This is a genomic window from Paenibacillus antarcticus (assembly GCF_001637225.1).
Lineage (GTDB): Bacteria > Bacillota > Bacilli > Paenibacillales > Paenibacillaceae > Paenibacillus_AQ > Paenibacillus_AQ antarcticus.
In genome coordinates this window covers 168,316-189,533 of the sequence record NZ_LVJI01000048.1, presented here as the reverse complement: position 1 = coordinate 189,533, position 21,218 = coordinate 168,316, and the positions used below count along the sequence as shown (strand labels likewise).

General features: G+C 40.9%; 21 protein-coding genes. 20 read left to right on the top strand and 1 reads right to left on the bottom strand.

Features of this window, described 5'->3' with window-relative positions:
* Positions 1-29 precede the first annotated feature (29 nt).
* Positions 30-923 (top strand): LysR family transcriptional regulator, encoded by an 894-nt coding sequence (locus tag PBAT_RS21785; protein ID WP_068652787.1) that lies wholly within the window; start codon positions 30-32, stop codon positions 921-923.
* Between the two features lie 79 nt (positions 924-1,002).
* Positions 1,003-1,653, top strand: a complete 651-nt coding sequence (locus tag PBAT_RS21780) for a Vat family streptogramin A O-acetyltransferase (RefSeq protein ID WP_068652786.1) — start codon at positions 1,003-1,005, stop codon at positions 1,651-1,653.
* 99 nt (positions 1,654-1,752) lie between these two features.
* On the opposite strand, the gene PBAT_RS21775 is transcribed toward PBAT_RS21780, so the two are convergent.
* The gene (locus tag PBAT_RS21775; RefSeq protein WP_068652889.1) at positions 1,753-2,106 is read right to left on the bottom strand and encodes an MmcQ/YjbR family DNA-binding protein; all 354 of its coding nucleotides are present in this window, start codon (positions 2,104-2,106) and stop codon (positions 1,753-1,755) included.
* 224 nt (positions 2,107-2,330) lie between these two features.
* Here PBAT_RS21775 and PBAT_RS21770 point away from each other — a divergent pair, with 224 nt between their 5' ends.
* The 18 genes from PBAT_RS21770 to PBAT_RS21685 all read left to right on the top strand — a co-directional run bounded on the left by PBAT_RS21770 (position 2,331) and on the right by PBAT_RS21685 (position 20,799).
* Positions 2,331-3,794, top strand: a complete 1,464-nt coding sequence (locus PBAT_RS21770; RefSeq protein ID WP_068652785.1) for a PstS family phosphate ABC transporter substrate-binding protein — start codon at positions 2,331-2,333, stop codon at positions 3,792-3,794.
* Positions 3,795-3,953: 159 nt separating this feature from the next.
* A complete protein-coding gene (locus tag PBAT_RS21765) occupies positions 3,954-4,841 on the top strand; it encodes an AraC family transcriptional regulator (RefSeq protein ID WP_068652784.1) in 888 nt (295 codons plus the stop codon).
* 186 nt (positions 4,842-5,027) lie between these two features.
* Positions 5,028-5,813, top strand: a complete 786-nt coding sequence (locus tag PBAT_RS21760; RefSeq protein WP_068652783.1) for a tyrosine-protein phosphatase — start codon at positions 5,028-5,030, stop codon at positions 5,811-5,813.
* 787 nt (positions 5,814-6,600) lie between these two features.
* Positions 6,601-6,921 (top strand): PX domain-containing protein, encoded by a 321-nt coding sequence (locus PBAT_RS21755; protein ID WP_068652782.1) that lies wholly within the window; start codon positions 6,601-6,603, stop codon positions 6,919-6,921.
* 214 nt (positions 6,922-7,135) lie between these two features.
* Entirely contained in the window at positions 7,136-7,891 is a 756-nt protein-coding gene (locus PBAT_RS21750) for a YveK family protein (protein WP_068652781.1), read from the top strand.
* Entirely contained in the window at positions 7,872-8,564 is a 693-nt protein-coding gene (locus tag PBAT_RS21745; RefSeq protein ID WP_068652780.1) for a CpsD/CapB family tyrosine-protein kinase, read from the top strand. Before PBAT_RS21750 ends, PBAT_RS21745 begins: the two co-directional genes overlap by 20 nt.
* A 281-nt stretch (positions 8,565-8,845) precedes the next feature.
* Entirely contained in the window at positions 8,846-9,748 is a 903-nt protein-coding gene (gene galU / locus PBAT_RS21740) for a UTP--glucose-1-phosphate uridylyltransferase GalU (RefSeq protein WP_068652779.1), read from the top strand.
* Between the two features lie 2 nt (positions 9,749-9,750).
* Positions 9,751-10,440, top strand: a complete 690-nt coding sequence (locus PBAT_RS21735; protein WP_068652778.1) for a sugar transferase — start codon at positions 9,751-9,753, stop codon at positions 10,438-10,440.
* Between the two features lie 20 nt (positions 10,441-10,460).
* Positions 10,461-11,576, top strand: a complete 1,116-nt coding sequence (locus PBAT_RS21730; RefSeq protein WP_084403305.1) for a glycosyltransferase — start codon at positions 10,461-10,463, stop codon at positions 11,574-11,576.
* Positions 11,569-12,987, top strand: coding sequence for a hypothetical protein (locus tag PBAT_RS21725; protein ID WP_149466352.1), 1,419 nt, complete (start codon positions 11,569-11,571; stop codon positions 12,985-12,987). The genes PBAT_RS21730 and PBAT_RS21725 overlap by 8 nt, the downstream gene beginning before the upstream one ends.
* Positions 12,984-14,153: a glycosyltransferase family 4 protein gene (locus tag PBAT_RS21720; RefSeq protein ID WP_068652775.1), complete on the top strand. Its 1,170-nt coding sequence runs from the start codon at positions 12,984-12,986 to the stop codon at positions 14,151-14,153. The genes PBAT_RS21725 and PBAT_RS21720 overlap by 4 nt, the downstream gene beginning before the upstream one ends.
* Positions 14,154-15,275, top strand: a complete 1,122-nt coding sequence (locus PBAT_RS21715) for a glycosyltransferase family 4 protein (RefSeq protein WP_068652774.1) — start codon at positions 14,154-14,156, stop codon at positions 15,273-15,275. It abuts the gene before it with no gap.
* A 16-nt stretch (positions 15,276-15,291) separates the two neighbouring features.
* Positions 15,292-15,852: an LbetaH domain-containing protein gene (locus tag PBAT_RS21710; protein WP_169810157.1), complete on the top strand. Its 561-nt coding sequence runs from the start codon at positions 15,292-15,294 to the stop codon at positions 15,850-15,852.
* 53 nt (positions 15,853-15,905) lie between these two features.
* Positions 15,906-16,448 (top strand): acyltransferase, encoded by a 543-nt coding sequence (locus PBAT_RS26280; RefSeq protein WP_276326604.1) that lies wholly within the window; start codon positions 15,906-15,908, stop codon positions 16,446-16,448.
* A gap of 30 nt (positions 16,449-16,478) precedes the next feature.
* Positions 16,479-17,510, top strand: coding sequence for a glycosyltransferase family 4 protein (locus tag PBAT_RS21700; RefSeq protein ID WP_068652773.1), 1,032 nt, complete (start codon positions 16,479-16,481; stop codon positions 17,508-17,510).
* A gap of 3 nt (positions 17,511-17,513) precedes the next feature.
* Entirely contained in the window at positions 17,514-18,425 is a 912-nt protein-coding gene (locus PBAT_RS21695; protein ID WP_246168257.1) for a glycosyltransferase family 2 protein, read from the top strand.
* Between the two features lie 9 nt (positions 18,426-18,434).
* A complete protein-coding gene (locus tag PBAT_RS21690; RefSeq protein WP_068652772.1) occupies positions 18,435-19,787 on the top strand; it encodes an oligosaccharide flippase family protein in 1,353 nt (450 codons plus the stop codon).
* 1 nt (position 19,788) lies between these two features.
* Positions 19,789-20,799, top strand: coding sequence for a polysaccharide pyruvyl transferase family protein (locus tag PBAT_RS21685; protein ID WP_068652771.1), 1,011 nt, complete (start codon positions 19,789-19,791; stop codon positions 20,797-20,799).
* Positions 20,800-21,218 lie beyond the last annotated feature (419 nt).

The window sequence follows — 21,218 nt, the reverse complement described above, 5'->3', positions numbered from 1 at the left end:
TTTTGGGTATGGTTAATGGAGGAAAAGTTATGGATATACGTCAGTTGAAATATTTTTTGATGGTAGCTGAAGAAGGGCAAATTACTCGTGCTGCCAAGCGGCTTCATATGGAGCAACCACCTCTGAGCCGACAAATGCAAATGATAGAACAGGAGTTGGGGGTGAGGTTGTTTGATCGCAACCGCTCGGGATTAAAGCTGACGGAAGCGGGTGAGTTGCTTAGGCAAAAGGCTGAGTCGCTGCTGTTGCAATTGGATGAAGTGACCAGGGAAGTGAAAGAGATTGAAGAAGGTGTGCGGGGCGTTCTTTCGATTGGTTCGGTCGTATCGTGTATTTCTCTTTTACCAACGCATATCGGGCGGTTTAGGGAGGAGTATCCGCAGGTAACGTTTAAAATATCGGAAGGGGACCATTACCAATTAGGTGAGCAGCTTGAGAAGAGAATGATTGAACTCGTTATCGCCAGGTTGCCGTTCGAAGCGCAGACATCAACTTATCAGTATGACATCTTACCGTTGTCTTCGGACCCATTTGTGGTAGTCATTCCAAGCTCATGGGTGTCCTACTCCGGTAAACGGTCGATCAGCATGCAACAATTAGCGAGTTTTCCCTTTCTCACGTTAAAGACGGATCGCACAACACGGATGCATGAGCAAGTCATGGATGCATGCCGACTGCATGGATTTGAACCGGACGTCATTTGCGAATGTTCCAGCGTAGCCATTATTATGTCACTCATCGCTGAAGGGATCGGGGCTACAGTTTTTCCGAAATCGGTCATGTCTTCTTTTCCGGCTACGGTTGTGAAGATGCTTGATATAGAAGATGCAGACTTTCAGTCGGATGTAGGTATTATTTGGTTGAAGGATCGCTATTTATCAAAAAGCGCACAACATTTCATCGATCTGTTCCGAATGGATTAACCATTTAACTATAAGATTGCTTTATATTGATGATTCGATAGGGTAAGGTTAGATAACGTATTTGAGAGGAAGTGTTAGTATGACGATAGCTCCAGATAAAACTAAGCTTTATCCAAATGAGAATATCAAAAGTGTTTGTTACATTCGGAATTTGCCGAGCAGATCAAACGTTGAGATTGGTGATTATACATATTACAGCGACAATACCAAGTCCCCTGAGCGTTTCTATGATAATATCCAACATCATTACGAGTTCTTAGGTGATAAGTTGGTGATTGGAAAGTTCTGCGCGATCGCTGAAGGGGTAACGTTTATTATGAACGGTGCTAATCATCGGATGGATGGATTAACCACGTATCCTTTCTATATTTTTGCCGGAGGGTGGGAAAAGGTCACGCCTACAATCGAACAGTTACCTTTCAAAGGTGATACTTTGATTGGCAATGATGTTTGGCTGGGACAGAATGTTACGATTATGGCGGGAGTAACCATTGGTGACGGTGCAATTGTTGCTACGAACTCAACGGTTATAAGAAATGTTGAACCCTACACTATTGTCGGTGGTAATCCTGCAAATGTTATTAAAAAGCGTTTCAGTGATGAGATGATTAAATTATTGTCAGAACTTCAATGGTGGAACTGGGATGAGAAGAAGATATTTGAAAACCTTGAGCAATTAGTTTCGGTTAATAATATTGGCTCATTAAAGAAGCTGTTGAATGAGGATTAATATGATTTTAAAGTGAATATAAGGCGATATTGGCTCTGTTCTAATATTTAGTGGAGAAAATAGTAAAGAGGGGCTCACGCCCCTCTTTTTCATGGATTTTTATTGCATAATGGCTTCTTTCTCTGATTTCTTTAATCCTTTAAACACCAAATCGTAGGAGTGATCAATCATATTGAATAATTCCAGATCTGAAATAGTACCATCGATTATGATGGTGTTCCAGTGGTTTTTATTCAAGTGATATCCGGGCGTAATCGAAGCGTATTGTTGTCTTAAGCTTTCTGCTATAAAAGGATCGCATTTCAGACTGATTTTAAGTTGATTGTTATGTTCGTTAATCAATGCAAACATTTTTGAGACGACTTTTACGACAAGAACATCGTCACCGAAGGGATAATCCTCTAGGCTTCCCTTTTTTGATAAACAAAAATTGGATAATGATTTTATGTCCATGATCATCTAGTTCTCCTTCTAGTAATATATCTCTTAATTTTACAGTGACTAAATGAACTTAATCAAGTAACACTTCCAAAGGTAATTATACTTGTTAGATAGATAACGAGCGGGATTATTTTTATGTTAATATATGATTTAACTGGGAAATGTCAGAATTTATAGCGTGATGATATATTCGTTCATGGGAAGCATTGTCACAACATTACAAAGGAGTGGTTTAGATGGGATATATCTTTCGGATATTGCTATTGCACTGTGGTGTAAATCCATTTGTTTTCTCGATTATGACATTGGTATTGATGGACGGAAAATTGAATTTGACTATCCTTGTTGTTGTGACGATGCTCGTAAGTGGAATAGCAACCGGGGTATTAGCCGCATGGGATAGACATCTTCCGCAGCGTTTTGGGAAACGATATTGGCCAGTTGTCTTTCCACTTAGTTATACCGTTATGCTATGGGCTATTTGTATGTTAGTTAGTGGAGGGTTCTATGGAAGTTCCGCATGGTCGGTGTATTCTTTCTTGCAAATACCATTTCTCCCTATTAGTTTTATGGCATCTTTCCAAGGGGTTGGAATTCTGTACGCTATTGCACCTATTTCATATTATTCAGCCTTTTTAATTGGTTTTTTCATTAAAGAAAGAACACGTCAGCCGTTAATCGTAATTCAGCGTAAACAGCTGATCTTGGTATCTATCGTTGTGATATTAACATTCAGTATTGGGAGTTTCGTACAATGGCAGCGAAGCCAAACCGTTCTTCCATCCTATGGATTTAAGTATGGTGGAGGGTATTCAAGTACTGACTTATGGCCATATGATGTGATCAATCCTAGCAACCGATTGCCGCGAATCGCAGAACAAGTCACTTTCAATATAGAAGATCCCAAAGACATGCTTGTCTTGGATGGAGCGGAAGCGGCTTTCCCGGTTTACTCTGCTTTTGCTCAGGCAACATATCCGAAGGAAGGTTTAATGGATGACGCTAAGGGTGAATTCGTTAGCTTTACCAACACCATTAATGCATACGAACGGTTGTTGAAAGGAGAGGTTGATATATATTTTGGGGCAGAACCGTCCGTCAATCAGCTGCAAATGGCACAAGCTAGTGGTCATGAACTGGTTATGACACCTATTGGGAAGGAAGCATTCGTGTTCTTTGTGAATAATAACAATCCGATCAAGGGTTTGACGGTACAAGAGATTAAGGATATATATTCGGGTAAGACCCGATTCTGGAAGGAAATTGGGGGCAGAAATAAGAAGATCATCGCTTTTCAACGTCCTTCAAATTCGGGAAGTCAGACTCTTTTGGAAAAAATCATGGCAGACACCCCTATAATCAAACCTCTGAAAGAAGAAGTGCCAAGGGGGATGGGGGGAATACTTGAGCAAGTGGCTGATTATCGAAATTATGAAGATTCGATTGGGTTTTCATTTCGTTTCTTCGCAACTGGGATGAATCAAAGCAAGGGTATCAAATTACTTGCCATTAATGATGTAGAACCCAATGCTGTTAATATTTCAGATGGAAGTTACCCATTTACCGCCAAATTATATGCAATCACATTGAAGATGGAGAAGCCTAAGCCGATGATCACTCCTTTTCTAGAATGGATGCAAGGACCTCAAGGGCAACAATTGGTGGAGAAAGTGGGATATGTGAGATTGCAATCACCATAATGGATAAGTAACTAATTCGTGAGAGTGATTGCTTTGATCTGTTCTGTTCGTATTCGCGCACACGATGTTCATACGGAGGAAGCCTAGCAGCAACAAGCAAGAATTGCACGGCAACGTCAAGCTACACACCTTATGATATTGATGAAAGGAGGGGGATAAATGGATTGGTTCGAACGGATGAATCGAGCGTTAGATTACATTGAAGCTCATCTCGATGGAGAAATAGACAATCAACAAGCGGCACAGTTGGCTTTATGTTCTGTGTATCATTTTCAAAAAATGTTCTCGATGATAATGGATGCTTCGCTCGCAGAATATATTCGACGTCGGCGATTAACCATGGCTGCCTTCGATATTCAGCATAGCCAACATAAAATTATTGATATTGCATTGAAATACGGTTATGAGTCGCCTGAAGCATTCGCGCGTGCCTTCCAAGCGCTTCATGGATTGACTCCGACCTCGGCGCGTGGGGAAGGGGTCATGCTGAAGGCGTATCCCCGGCTCTCTTTTCAAATATCAATTCGAGGAGATGTAGCTATGGATTATCGAATTATTAAAAAAGAAGCATTTGCAGTGTATGGCATCGATCGTGTGTTCATGGCGGATCAAGGAGAACATCTTATAGACATACCCCAATTCTGGATCGACAGCATGCAGGATGGAAGCCTTGAGAAGCTCTCTGTTTCAGCACAAAAAGAGCCAGAAGACGAACTTAGTCTGATTAATGCCGTATGTTGGAGCAATGATGGTAAGATGGATAGTTCTTTTCGATATATGCTGTTCACCTATATGGCAGATCATTGTAATGCGGAAGGATATACGATGTTGGATGTTCCAGCGTCCACTTGGGCTATCTTTAGAACTAGAGAACACTCGCAGGAAGAGACAAGTGTGGTCATTCAAGAATTAATTAAGAGAATCTATACAGAGTGGCTGCCTACAGCATCATATAACCATGTCGATGAATACGAGCTGGAATTGTATTATGGACAGGATGCACAATGTTATTCTGAAGTATGGATACGAGTCATACCAAAGCTATAAATCGTGTATCCATGAACGAGTTAAGATAAACTCAGAACTAGGGTTCTAGGAAGGCTCCTTGTGAGAATGACAACAGTAGACCAAGATGATCATCTTGGTCTACTGTTTTTATTTAGGCCGTATGATAGAATAAGCAGAAGCTTACCTTTGGTAAGTTGAATATATCTTCTGGGAAGTGAAAACAAGATGATTGATATTCATACACATATACTGCCTGGGATCGATGATGGAGCTGCAGATTGGAATGATACTTTAAATATGGCTAGGGCAGCTGTTGCAGAGGGTATAACGACGTTGATTGCAACACCTCATCATGCGAATGGGAGATATAATAATGCAGCAGTCGAAGTGTTAGAGTACACCCATCATATTAACGAAAAGTTGATAGAGGAAGGGGTACCTATTACAATTCATTCTGGGCAGGAAATTCGGTGGCATCATGATTGGCTTGAGTCTTGGTTTAGAAAAGAATTGCTTCCACTAGCGAATTCAAGTTATGTGTTGCTAGAGTTGCCGTCCACTCGAATACCTACCGAAATATATGAATTGCTTCATGAGCTAAATATATTGAAATTAAAGGTCATTATTGCTCATCCTGAACGGAATGCGGAAATAATGAAACATCCGGAACGTTTGGCCGAACTGATCGAGAGAGGCGCTTTTGCACAGGTTACAACGCATTCATTACTTGGTGGTTTTGGTAGACGAATTGAGAAAATGGCTTGGTTTCTTTGCAAAAGTGGTCTCATTCATATCGTCTCGTCAGATGCCCATGATATGGAACGTAGAGGATTTCGACTTCGCGAAGCTTACGAGGTAATAGGTGAACGCATGGGGAAACAGTGGGAAAATTATTTTTTAAATAATTCAGCGTGTGTTTTAGATGACAGTCCTTTTGGGAGTAAACCTGTCGAAGCTGAGGCTTCTTCGTGGGGCGTATTGCATCGGTTAGGTTCCTATTTCCGAAATTAATAGCTTGGTTGTAGGTCGATGTTCACCCCTTTAAAGTACTAAATTGGGAACAGAGTAACGAGTTTGGGGTTATCGGGTGAGTATTACTGAAGTTGGAAATTTAGCCTGATTTCTTATGAATAGTCCTGATTTGTGATTTACATACTTCAAAAGAACATGAAAATGCATACATTATATGGTTTGTAACCCAAGTATATCCGTGATTTTAGGGATTCGCTTGGGTGTTTTTTTGTTTTATAAGATATTAAAGCGCTTACAAAAATCTATTTTTGATAAATGAACTGTTGCAAAACATGTCGAAAATTGTTTTTGTCCTGTTTTTGTAGGACGCTAGTCTATAGTCCCTAATTCGGTATGAAATTAGCTTGAATTTCTACATTCATCCAAGTTCAGACCTGTCAAATTTGTAGAAGAAATCCTTATCTAAAAAGGGCGGAAGAGCATTTCTAGTGTTATAACAATGAAACTGATAATCTAAACCTTACTAAATCACATAATGCGTATTTATTTTAAAAAATGAGCCGTTTTAGTACCTGAAAATGAAAATGATGTTAGATTATCTACATAAATTAGGAACCCGTGACCATGTCTTTATTCCCTCAAGAAATATTAGGATCTATGGCATACTATTAATCACGGAGTAAGAAAAACTGGCATCATCCTTACAAAAGTTGTTTATAAAGTTGTGATAATTCGGGTTCGTGACATCAAGATGGGTCGAACAGAATAGTGAATCTCCATTATTCAATCTAAATGAACGCATAACTTGACGAATGGAGGAAGTCAGATGAATATTTCGCATCGGGAGCAGAAGCGAGAAAAGCTAAAGAAATTTTTGAAAATACTATCCGAAGATCCTTCGCTATTAAATCAAGATGGGTTCAATGAATTGAGATCGTTATCTGAGATTCTTATGATCTCGGGGTACCGGCCAGGGGATGAACCTGTTGATATGGCTAGCGTGTTATCACTGTTGTTGAGGAAATTGGGCCATAATGCCGGTTCAGCAGATATGATGGAATACATGATAAATGGCGGAACAGTTGAGGATTTCATGAATTTAGAGGTCGTCGAAATGAATAAGAGTCTTACGGAAAGATATCTATAGGAACTATACACGCCCAAAAGGTCGCGAAATGAATAATCTAGATAAATATTAATTCGTAAAGAATGATTATCTGTAGAGCATCATGCTACTACGGGTAACTTATATATAAAAGGTCGCGTTTTGAATAATATAATTTAATATATATTCGAAATGAATATAAAAAATGTCGAAGCTGTCAAGGAATTCAGACTTAACTAGTAACGGAGGTAGCAATTTGGAACTTAAACAATATTGGTTAATCGTCAAAAGAAGGATTTTATTGATCGCGTTGATTATCTCGGTAAGTTGCCAAACGATCGGCATTTACTCCTATTATTTAATCACACCACAATATGAAGCTTCGGCTAAATTAATTGTCAATCAGTATAAGGATAGTAGTTCGTTGCTGCCGAGTATAGATCTCGGATCTATAAATTCAACGATTGGCCTTATCAAAACCTATAAAGAAATTATCAGAACGCCACGCATGATGAAGATTGTTGTCAAAGAATATCCTAATCTTGGTATTACATATGGTGAGCTCATTGGAAAGGTAAGCGTAAGTTCAGTGAATGAAACGCAAGTCATGTCCATCTCTGTCCGGGACGACTCCTATGAGCAGGCAGCCAATATAGCAAACGCTGTAGCTGTTGTATTTCAAAAAACAATTCCTGAACTGATGAAGGTGGACAATGTTTCTGTGTTGGACAAAGCCGATCCAAAGGAAAAGCGTGGTCCGATAGCCCCAAATCCTAAGATGAATATTGCCGTTGCCTTCATGTTGGCATTGATGTTCGGGATAGGTCTTTCCTTTCTGTTAGATTATTTGGATGACACGCTCAAGACGGAGGAAGATATCGATTTGGTATTAGGGGTTCCAGTATTGACTGCTATTCCGAGGTTTAAAGATAGTGATATCAATGATCGGGGCAATAAATTTCCGCTAAAACCAACAGCTGGGGGGGATACCAATGTCTCGCTTGATTCCTAAAAAACTAATTACCGAAAGTTACCCGAAATCTCCAATTTCCGAAGGATATCGGATGCTTCGGACAAACATCGAATTCTCGACGATAGATTACAAGCTGCAAGTTATTATGGTCACCTCATCCAAACCAAGTGAAGGAAAGAGTACGACTAGCGCCAATATGGCAGTTGCATTTGCTCAATCCAATAAACGTGTACTGCTCATCGATGCGGATTTAAGGAAACCATCACAGCATCATTTATTTGGTACATCTAATCGGGTCGGCTTAACGACTATTTTATTTAAACAGAAGGAACTAAGCGAAGTAATCCAACCGACTAATACGGAGAACCTATGGATTATTCATGCAGGACCTACGCCACCCAATCCATCAGAGCTACTGTCATCCAAACAAATGGCTACACTGCTATCGACAGTAAGGGGAATGTACGATGTGATCATTATCGATACCCCGCCGATCTTGTCCGTAACAGACGCGCAAATTGTTGCTACTCAAAGCGATGGTGTCGTACTCGTTGTTGACTCGGGGAAAGTGAAAAAAGATGTTGCACTTAAAGCAAAAGCTTCTCTTGAGCACGTAAACGCCAAGATTCTCGGTGTCGTTCTCAACAATATTAACCGAAATCATTCAGATTCCTATTCTTATTATTATTACGGAGAAAAAAACGACGCTTAGTCTAATGACTCCAATATAAGAAGTGTTGAATAGGAAGGTAATGTCTCCTGCACCTCTATCACCGGAGGCACTCGGTCACACTGTGGGTCAATAGACCTTAGACGTTCATCGTCAAGGGTGTGATGTGAGGAAGGGTTTAATGCCCTAGATTTAATGTTAAGGATAGCTCCATTTCATGTTCAAAAGTTCGAGCTATGCCTTCTCTAACAAAGATGGCATAGCTCGCATTTTTAGCATCTCGTGTACAATGCGAATAAAAAAATAGGATAGGGTGAATTCAAATGAAAAAAGTGACAAAAGCCATTATCCCCGCCGCTGGACTCGGCACACGTTTTTTACCAGCAACTAAAGCGATGCCTAAAGAGATGCTTCCCATTGTCGATAAGCCAACCATCCAGTATATCGTGGAGGAAGCTATTGAATCTGGCGTTGAAGACATCATCGTGGTAACAGGTAAAGGGAAACGGGCGATAGAAGACCATTTTGATATCGCATTCGAGCTAGAACATATTTTACAAGAAAAGGGAAAGCTCGAAATCTTGGAGAAGGTTCGGAAATCTTCAAATGTTAATCTTCATTATATTAGGCAAAAAGAGGCCAAAGGTCTTGGACATGCTGTATGGTGTGCTCGTAATTTTATCGGAAACGAACCATTCGCTGTTCTACTTGGTGATGATATCGTCGAAGCAGATGTTCCATGTACGAGACAGCTGATCGAGCAGTACGAACGTACCGGACGTTCGGTCATTGGTGTTCAGACGGTAGGCGCGGATCAGACACATCGTTACGGTATCGTAGATCCAGGTGAAAGAATAGATAATCTGTATCAAGTTAATCGTTTTGTGGAGAAGCCACCTCAGGGACAAGCTCCTTCCAATCTAGCTATTATGGGCAGATATGTCCTGACACCTGATATATTTGAATATTTGGGAAGACATGAGCTTGGCGCAGGCGGAGAAATCCAACTTACGGATGCGATTCAGCGGCTAAACGAGGATAAAGGTGTTTATGCCTATGATTTCCAAGGGACTCGTTATGATGTGGGAGAGAAGCTCGGTTTTATTATGACTACACTTGACTTCGCTCTGCGGAACAATGAACTTCGATACCAGCTTATGGCTGGAATTGAGGAAATGATGAAGCGTGAGCTTGGCAAAGAATTAATTGCGGGAAGGATGAATTAAGGATGAGATATTCACAATATCGGGAAGAAGCAGTCATTGGCATTTCGGATTACTATTCGAATACACGGGCTAAGGAAGAAAGGTTCAACCTCTATTTAGTGTTTAAGCGTACCCTTGATATCTTTGGTTCACTTGCTGGATTGATTCTATTAAGTCCGTTGCTTGCCTTAGTCGCTATCCTCATTAAATTAGAGGATCCATCAGGGTCGGTCATTTTCTATCAGACAAGAGTGGGCAAGAATGAGAGACTATTTCGGATGTATAAGCTCCGTTCTATGTATACCAATGCTGAAGATAAGTTAAAAGATCTACTTGATCAGAACGAGATTAGTGGTGCTATGTTCAAAATGAGAGACGACCCACGCGTAACCAAAGTTGGGAAGTTTATTCGGAAAACAAGTATTGATGAGCTTCCGCAATTATTTAATGTGCTCCGAGGCGAAATGTCCTTGGTAGGGCCCAGACCACCTCTTACTAGAGAAGTTGCGGTATATACGAAGCATGATAAGAAACGTTTAGCCGTCACACCAGGTTGTACAGGATTATGGCAGGTTAGTGGTAGAAACAATCTGGATTTCAAACAAATGGTTGAGCTCGACATCGCTTATATTGAGAAAAAATGCATTATATTCGATATTCGAATTATGTTGAGAACGGTAAAGGCTATGGTTGGATCCAAGGACGCATTTTAACTTAGAGATGGAGGGTAATTATGGTTAAGGTCCTTCATATTTCAGAGTTTACTAAGGGTGGTATTGAAACCCATCTTAATGAAGTATTACAGTACCAATCGGTGAATCATGATATTTATCTCATGGCATCCGAGCAGAACTCAAACCGTCATTCATTACAAATTAGCCCTGATCGCTTACATTTGTACCCTTATAAAAGGAGCCCTAAATACTTCTTTAAAGCGATGCGATCGATTCATAAGAAGATGAAAGAGATTAATCCAGATATTGTACATATCCATGGAACGTTCGCAGGTTTTTTCCTGCGGACATTACTTTTTTTCAAGAGGAAACGACCTGTAGTCATTTATTGTGCACATGGTTGGGCTTTTCTTATGGACACGCAGTCGTGGAAAAAAAGGATATTCGCAGGCATAGAGAAATTGTTATCGCTACGTACAGATTTCATCATTAACATATCAAAGCATGAATACCAGATGTCGATGAACTACGGTTTGTCTTCTAAGAAGTCAGTGGTTGTGTATAACGGAGTATCAGATGCTCCACCTTCGAATGCAGTACCTTTCGATGTACAGAAGGATAAGATTAATCTACTTTATGTAGGTCGCTTCGACCGGCAAAAAGGTTTTGACTTGCTGCTCGAGGTGTTTAACGAGAATCCATTCGCGGATGTTAATCTCTATTTAGTAGGCGATACCGTATTGAAGGAATTCGAATACGCTTATCCAAGCAATGCAGTCAAAATCGGCTGGGTGGACAATTCGGAAATCGATCGTTATATGAAAGCATGCGATGCTGTGATCGTTCCTTCACGTTGGGAAGGCTTCGGTATCGTTGCGATCGAGGCTTTACGGAATAAGAAGCCTGTTATAGCAAGTAATCGTGGTGCACTTCCGGAGATTATTCAACATGGAGTCAATGGATATATCTTTGATTTCGATAACAAGGTACAGCTGGTCAACATTATTCATGGGCTAAGTAAGGAGAAGCTTGAACGGATGGGAGAGATCGGTGAGAAGATCTTTTATGAGAAATTCCATTCAGATAAAATGAACCAGCAGATCGTAAGACTATATGAGGATGCCTTGAAGAAACAAGGTGGTCGATATTCTGTAATTGTCAAAAAATATGTCTAGATTTACGGGGATGAAAGAGATGATGAACGTAAGCTTACATAGCAATCATACGTTAAATGACGAAATAGCTGGAAAGAAGCCAGGTAAGGAAAGTTTCTTTTTGGCTCTTTATCTCAGTATCTTGCTGGTGCTGACCGTCTATCAGGATTTCCCTCTTGTTAATACGATAGGTGAGATAGGCAGATCTCCTGTTATATTGCTGCTTCCTCTCTTTATATTTTGTGAGATTGCGATGCTGTCTAAATATAAGAAGTTGATGGTGGTATCAAAATTACAGAAGTACTTGTTCGCGTTTATTGTTTATTTAACTTTTGTAAGTTTGGGATACATTCTCGTTCAATTCATGCAGGGGAGTTACAGCTTCTGGTCTGAGAGCCTGCTTGGCAAAGGGATCAAGGTCTTAATTTATTTCGCATTAATTCTGCTGTATATCAGGCATATGCAGCTCGTGTTCTCAAAAATAAAAAGCTTTAAACTCCTGTATGGTTGTTTCCTTACGGTGATGAGTCTCTTGTTAGTGATTATGATTGTGGAATTGGTTACCATGCCCAATGCATTAACGTTCTTGCATTCGAGTAGCAATCCCTATTGGAGGGTGAGACTACTTACTTCGGAAAGCAGTACGACGGGGTCCATTATCGTCGTGTATTCTTCGATACTGGTGTATTTGAGTAGATACTTAAATCGCTTCGCAAGGATTCTATCTAACGTATATACAGCTGGATTTTTTCTGTTCTATCTGTCCGTTACAGGATCAAAGGGGTTCCTAATCGTATGTTTATTGACGTTAGTCGTGACGATAATTAAATTTCTTGATTTCAGAAAAAAGAGGAATTTCATTGTCCTTATTGGTGTTGTCTTAGTCATGTATATGTTTATTGCGTATTTCTCAGCAGGGTTGATCAGCTCGTTTAGTAACGATATGGAGAACTATACCTCGTCATATACGAGGATGGGAACGATAATCATCGCTATTATTACGGTCTTTCACCATCCGCTGGGGGTAGGTACCGGAGCCTATTTAATGTATTTCGATGACTATTTGAACGACTCGATCACCTTCATGTCTCATTTCTATTACAATATTTTTGGGATCAGCCAGATTAATACGGGAGAGTTGCTTCAATACTCGAACTCGGATAAAAATTTGGGTGTCAAATCGGGATTCTTCCAATGGTTTATGTTTGGCGGGATATTCTCAGTTGTTTTCTTTTATCTGGTAGCCAAAAATTTGATTGTGAAAGTGAAATCGAGCATCATTTTGTTTTTGGCACTTGTTTGCATGCTATTCTCGTTGCTATTTGTGGCACTTGAGATTAAATATGAGATTTGGCTGTTGTTCGCATTTATCAGTACTTTTCTAGGGAAGAACGAAATAAACCAATCCAATATGTCGGGGGTTTCTAAATGAAAATGCTTGTTGTGTGCAGTGATTTTCCTTATCCCGCCGATCATGGCGGCAGGGTCGATACGTGGGGCCGCATTAAGGTGTTAGCCGAACTTGGATGGACGATCCATCTCGTCGTTTGCGGGAAACAAATGCCAACACCTTCGGATATGAAAGTGGTATACCGCTATGTTGAAGATATAAAGCTGTGTGATCGGAGAAGTAAGCTTACGGATATGTTACATGTGGTTCCCATGCAGGTACAATCGCGTAACGAGTTAAGACACGTGAACATCGACGAGGATTATGACTATGTATTGCTGGAAGGAGACTATGTCTATCCCATCCTAAATAATCCGCTAGTTAAACACGCGAACGTTATTTTACGAGTTCATAATGATGAAGCGGTATACTTCAAGGCGTTAGCTAGAAGTACCCATAATGTCATTCATAAGTTGTATTATCACATGGAGAGCAGCAAGTTCACGATATTACAGAAGAAGATGCGGAAGAAGGTTGATAAGTACTTATTTATTTCGAATAATGAATTTGAAATCTTCCATAGACTTCATCCTACAACCCATAGCTTGTTTTTACCGCCTCCGATCACCAAGGAAACCTTTCTTGAGAGTACATTTGAGAGTAAACATGTTGTATTTATCGGATCACTCTTCATGCCAAATAATAGAGAAGCAATTGTGTGGTATCTGGAGCATATTCATCCTTTGATGTTGAAAGAGCCAGATTACAAATTTATTGTGGCAGGGAATAGTAGGAAGCAAAGCTTGAGTTGGCTCGATTCTTACGATTTGACGAATGTCATCGTACATGACACACCAGAGAGTCTGGACGATATTTACAAACAGGGTTATCTATTTGTTAATCCGATGCGAAACGGAGCGGGTGTGAAATTAAAGACGATCGAAGCCATTCAGAATGGATTGCCAGTCATCTCAACTTCCATCGGATACGAGGGTACTGGGCTTGTGGATAACGAGCACATTATGGTCGCGGATAGTCCCGAGGAGTTCTATGGCAGAATTAAGCTATTGTTCGATCATCCCGAAAGAGCGAGAACACTACTAGAGTCATCGCAGGGATTCATACGCACCCACTACGATCATAAAGAGGTATTGAAGGGTTACATAAATTCGTTGAATACAAGCTATCAAATGAAGCAGGTGCTATGAATGGATAAAGGAAAAATCAATGTCATGTTTGTGACCCATGCAGATAAAAAAGGGGGGGCCGAACAAAGTCTCATTCATTTGATCAATTACTTGGATACTTCGCTATACCGAATCCATCTATTGAGTCCTGGAAATGCCGATTATTTAAGTGAGATTAGAACGGAGTACAAGCACTTTCCTCTTCGTCTGAATAGCATTAAGAAGAAATTAGGCTTCGGTTATTTGGAGACGGTATTTCGAATCAAATCATATGTGACTAGTAATCACATTGAAATTGTACATGCCAATGGTTGGAGAGCGCCCTGGTATACGGCGCCACTTAAATTTCTAACCAAGTGCAAATTGGTATGGCATCATCGAGATCACACGCATTTACGCATGTTTAATCGGGTATTACCAAGGTTCTTCGATCAGGTCATATGTATTTCGCAATTTGTAGCCGACTCCATCGTGGGTAAGAACAAGACGATCATCTATAACGGCGTCGATACAGACCTTGGGTTAACGATAAAGAGTCGAAGATTTATGGAGGATGATACGCTTGTTATTGGAACATTTGGAAGGATCGTAGAGTGGAAGAGATATCATCTTATGATTGAGGCTGTCAAGAAACTGGCTGATAACAATAAATATAACTGGAAGCTGCTGATTGTAGGTGACACCTCTGTCGATGGATCGGATGGTTATTTCAATGACATGATCCAGAAGGTTATCGAGTACGGTTTGGAAGATAACGTTATATTCTATGGATACAGCAAGAAACCACTTGAGCTCATGAAGGAATGTGATCTGACTATTAACTTCTCGCTAAATGAACCATTTGGAAGAGTCATTATTGAATCCATGCTTGTACAAACGCCCGTCATCGTTGCAGATTCTGGTGGAGCTCCGGAAATCATTCATCTGACAAAGGGTGGTTTCATCGTGAAAGATGGAGATGTTGAAGAACTCTATCAGACGATTCAGCTTGTTTACGATAAGCGGGTTAACTATCAAGAACTATCAAGCCAAGGGTATACAAGTGTAATGAATGATTTCAACATGAACACGATTGCCCGCAAGGTGGAGAACACCTACCAGTTGTTATTGGCTAATCCGATGAAGTCAGAAGCGGTGGGATGAGGGAATGAGTATCACAATGAAGCAATTCAGTATAGGTAAATTGTTAGCGGTGTTGAAGGGAGCTGTAATCCTTCCGTTCAAGACTAGCTCCGTGGGACGGTTAAGTAGGATATCAGGTCGTCTAACTGTGAAAAATAAGGGTGAATTCGTGGTTGGACGGAATGTGTCCTTTCATGCGAAACCTTTTCAGTCTTCGATTTCTGTTAATAAGCGAGCTACGTTGTGGGTGGGGGATAATGTATTCTTCAACTATGGCATAGATATCGGATGTACGAAATCGATTCGGATTGGGAGCAATACCATCATCGGCCCAATGGTTAATATGATCGATTCGAACTTTCATCCGGTGGATGCGGATGATCGTTCTCAGAGTAGAGATATCATCATTTCGGATAATGTCTGGATTGGTAGAGGAGCCCTTATCTTGCCTGGTGTAACGATCGGAAGTAATACCGTGATCGCAGCAGGTAGTGTCGTTACACGTGATATTCCAGCCAATGTGTTGGCGGGGGGTACACCTGCTAAAGTCATTCGTGAGATTCGTGTTCCGAATGAATGGATCCGCAGATATAACTAATGGGTCAGCGGAGAATAGGTGCAGTAGCGAGTAGAGTTAGGGAGGGTCTTCACTTGAATGTAAGTCAGGTTAGGCATGTTATAAAGAAGATTAACCGCCTATTAAGAGGTCATTTGTTTGCGCTTAGGGTGACGAAAAGCGGCTCTATGCTTCAAGTGGCTGGTTCTCATATCATATCGAAATGTAGCCATTCGAAATTAATGCTAGGGAGTAGAGTCATGCTCTACGATCAAGTTAATTTCTATCTAGATGCCCCAGGTGCAGAGATTGTGATCGGTGATGGTACATATATTAATCGTCGGACAGAGATCATGGCGAAGGATTCGGTTACGATCGGTATGGGTTGTGCGATCTCATGGGACGTTGTTATTACAGACACCGATTATCATCAGATAGAGGGGACGATATCGACGAAGCCCATTGTGATTGGTGATAAGGTATGGATTGGCTGTAAATCAATGATATTAAAAGGCGTACACATTGGTCATGGAGCCGTAATTGCAGCGGGTTCAGTTGTAACAAAGGATGTGGAGCCCTATACACTTGTAGCAGGGATACCGGCCAAGGTGATAAAAAGGGATGTCCGGTGGAATTGATATTCTAGCAAGTCTAGGGAGAGTAAAGCGATGAAAGTATGGATGTGGCCGAAATCGAGCGAATTGAACTTTTACAATGACTTATTAACAAATTCCTTATGCGGTGCAGGAATGGACATTAGGGATTTGAAGCATGGCAAGCTCATGCTGAAGGTAGGCCAAGCGAAACCGGGAGACATTGTCCATATTCACTGGATGCACCATGCTTACCAGAATCATAACCCACTATTATTTATCGTGAAATCGTTCATTTTTATTATAACGATGATGTATTTGAAGATACGGAATATACAGTTGATCTGGACGATTCATAATTTGTACCCACACAACGCGAAGTATCATAGAATGGAGCGCTTTATGCGTCGCTTGATTTGTCGTTTTTGTAGTAAATTGATTGTTGCCTCCGAGTCTATCAAGCGAAAAGTAATGGTTGAATTCGATGTTCCAGCTAAGAAGTTATTCGTGGTGAAACATGGCCATTATTTGGGAGTGTACAAGCGTAATGGTACAAATTTCAGACAAGTCTATAACATTCCCAAGGATGCCGATGTCTACTTATTCCTCGGTGCAATTAAGGCATATAAGGGTGTCGAGGATCTAGTCGAAGCCTTTAATGCTGTGAAGTCGAAACAATCCTATCTAATCATTGCAGGTAAAGCAGACGTAGAGATGACGAAGTATCTGAAGTGTGTTAAGGATATCGATAATATCATTGTGGAGTTAGAGTTCATTCCCAATGAATCGATTGCCGATCTAATTAGCGCCGTGGATGTTATGGTGATGCCGTACAAAGAGATTACAACTTCAGGTTCAGCGATACTTGGTCTATCGTTCAAGAAATTGATCGTTATGCCTAACAATGACTTCATTGATGAATATTTCACGGAGAACATGGTCGTTAGTTATGATCCAACAGATGATAACGGACTAACTAACGCAATGAAAGTGGCATTGAATGTGAAAAAAGAAGACAAATCACCAAATTACGAAGAAGTACTGAAGGAATTGGAATGGAGCACCATTGCCCAAAAGATAAAAAACGTTTATCAAGGATGGGGATGAACGATGAAGATGAAGATAACGGTAACAGTTGCCATTTGCACGCATAACCGAGCGAAGGATACAGGAGAAGCCATTGAGAGCGCCTTGAATCAAAGTTTCCCTAAAGAGGAAATTGAAATTGTCGTCATCGATAATCGATCGACAGATAATACCGTCGAGGTAGTGAATAACTTAAGACTTAGGCACGGTTCAAAGATACGATATATATTCGAGGATACACTTGGATTATCCGTTGCACGTAATCGAGCTATTCGGGAGGCAAGAGGTAAGTACATTCTCTTCTTGGATGATGACGCTTTGGCTTCGAACGAGTGGGTATGCAACATCGTAGACGTATTTGAAAGTGATTCAGCCATTGGATGTGTAGGAGGAAAAATCGAACCGATCTGGGAAAACAAGGAACCGGACTGGATTCCGCAGGAGTATCGATCGGTATTCACTATTCTCGATTATTCGAGTGAGGTGATGGAAATGCCGACTCCAGCAATCCCATATGGGGCAAATGTTGCTTTTCGATTAAGCGTCTTCGATCACATTAAGCCATTTCGTGAGGATTTGGGACGGGTCGGAACAAACTTGTTGTCGAGCGAAGAAAGCGAACTGATCGCGAGATTACGTGAAGGATACAAGGTGTACTATACTCCCTTTGCCCCGGTCAAGCACAAAATAGCAAAGGAACGAACGACGAAGAAATGGTTCTTGAAAAGGATGTTCTGGCAGGGAGTGAGTGATGCGGTGAAACGGAAAGATAAGAGCTCCATAGCGATTCTGAAGCATACGATTCGTATGTTCCAGGCCATTCTTTCATCGATACTTACGATTTTTCATTTCAAAACGTTTATCCGACAAGTCGTAAAAATATGTTACCGCAACGGATCACTGGTGGGTATCTTGCGATATAACGGTAGGGGTTGAAGTTAGGTTATGGCAGAGCTCACCATTCACAAAGAAATGAAGGTTAGCGGACTATTTCAGACGATTCTTCGCACAAGCGCAACCAATCTCCTAGTCATGATCATCAGCACAATGACCTCGATTGTGACGGCCCGCATGTTCGGTGTTGTGGGTAAAGGAGAGTTCTCGGCTATTCTATTTTGGCCAACGTTACTTGCAGGTCTTGTAGGGTTTGGTCTTCCAACCTCATTAATTTATAACCTCAAGCAAAATAAAGGTAGTGCAGCTGATTTCGTTCGAGCGGGGTTTCTATTCCAGATTCCCGTCAGTGTGATTGTCGGGTTCGTCGCTTGGATGTGGTTGCCAGTATGGCTTGGTAATTATCCGGAGGCTGTAATTCAGACCGCTAGATGGTATACGGTGCTGATGCTTCCCATACTGCTTGCAGTCAATTTAATCTCGGCTCTGGCTCAGAGCACAGGCAAGTTCAACGTATATAATGGCGTTCGATTATATTTCCCATTGATCAACCTGATTGGACTTATGGTGTTATGGTCAGTGGGTAATTTAAGTCTTCATTCAGCTGCACTGGTGTTTCTCGTGACCAGTGTATTTGTTATATTGTGGGCTTTATACAGTGTAAGAGACGAGCTTCGAATTCATTGGTTCAAGGGCTTGGGAAATCTACAGGCAGCAAAGACGCTATTCGGATACGGTAGTAAAGTATTCGGAGTAGAGCTGCTAGGAACGCTGTATTCTCAGTTCGATAAAATCATTATCCTTTCTATGCTAACAGCAAGAGATTTAGGATTGTACACCGTCGTCTATGCATTATCACGTGTATTCAATGTTGTGCAGACAGCCATTACGAATGTTATTTTTCCTAAGGTCACTGGTATGGATAAGAATACGATTATATTAACAGTAGGTAGGGCATTCCGATTATCCATGCTCTTGATGACCATCGTCGTTATTCCGTGCATGTTCATCGGTCGTTATCTAATGGGTGTACTGTTCGGTGCACCTTTTCTAGAGGCGAGCGGAGCCTTTTATATTCTGTCTATTGAATGCATTCTTGGTGGTGGATCATGGATACTTGCCTCTTCGTTTAATGCGATGGGAAGACCGGGTCTTGTATTAGTTCGTCAACTGATCGCTCTAGCAGTAACAATCGGATTGTTCTTCGTATTGACGCCATTATACGGGTTAAATGGAATCGCATTTGCCTTATTAATGGGTGCTATCATCCGATTGGTGGTAACGATGGCTGCCATGCGGATCGTCTTTCACGTGAAGTTAAGTGGGATGTTATTCGATAAGGATGACTTTCGTTTTCTAATAGAGCGCATGAAAGAAAAAACTAAAAGTAAAGGAGCGCGCTAATATGCAAGTGAAACCTAATGGTCACCCGATGGATATATTGAAAAACGAGCTGCGTAAAATTCTGAATGTGATCCCGTCGGGATCAAGTATTTATTATATAGATTACCCTGTATATAACAATGGAGGGGACTTATTGATCATGAAGGGCGCCGAGGCGTTTTTTAGAGACCATAATATTCATGTTCAAGCGCGATACAGCGTTCTGGATTTTCCAGATGAACTAATCATACCGAAGGATCAGATCATCGTTCTTCAGGGCGGGGGGAACTTCGGAGACTTATACCCAGTCCATCAGAGATTGCGTGAGAGAATCGTTGCTGAGTATATTCATAATCGGATCGTATTACTTCCTCAGACGATCTATTTTAAGGAAGAATCGGAATACGACCGCACGGCGCAACTTTTTAATAACCATGGGGATGCTCATCTTTTTGTAAGAGATACCTTGACCTATGGGCTAGCTATACAGAAATTTCATAACTGTCATGTCTACTTATCACCTGATATGGCGCATCAACTGTGGCCGATTGCTCCGAAAAGTAGACCTGATAAAGACCTACTCTGTTTCTTCCGGACGGATATTGAGAAGACAATCGAGCAGTTACAATTCGAATCGGATGGACAGGGCGATTTCTTAGACTGGGCTTCCTTATATAATCGAGTGGAGAAAAAGGCTATCAACATGATCGCCAAAGCCATGAGAAAAGGGAGTAGCCCCCTACCGATGTATGTTATCTGGGATAAGTATAGTGATTACTTAGTGAACAAAGCGGTCAGACGCTTTAGCAGTTATCGCAACGTACAGACCTCAAGGTTACATGGTCATATTCTAGCCTGCTTAATGGACAAGCCAAATACATTACTCGATAATTCATACGGGAAAAATTCCAATTACTATAATACCTGGACTAGCGGAATCGAATCAACACAACTCGTAGTGAAAAGTTCTAAGATTACGAGATTATATGAAGAGGCGCTGCTTAAAAAAACGAAGCTGATGCTATCGAAGTAGAGTTACTGTGCGGAGATGTCCGCTACGGTGACGGATTGTCCTTACGATCGCTGTTGCCCTCTAATTTTTTTATTAGACCGCGATTGCGGTATAAATTAGAGGGCAAAGGCGAACGCTAGCGCTTCTCCAGGACAATTCCGCCCCCTTCGCTAGAATCTGCACGATATGAGAGATTAATGGTTCACAAGAAGAATTGCTCCACAAAAATTTAAGCTCATGCTAACGACGTAAGATTTGTTACGAAGATAATCAATGAAGAGATGCTAAACAAAAATTTAAAAACTATGCTTTCGAAGTGAATTTTTATTGCGAAGTTAATCAGGAAGCTAAGCTTCATAAAAACTAAGCATATGCTTACGACGTAAGTTTTGTTACGAAGTTAAGCGATGAAGAGATGCTAAACAAAACTTTTAGGAGGA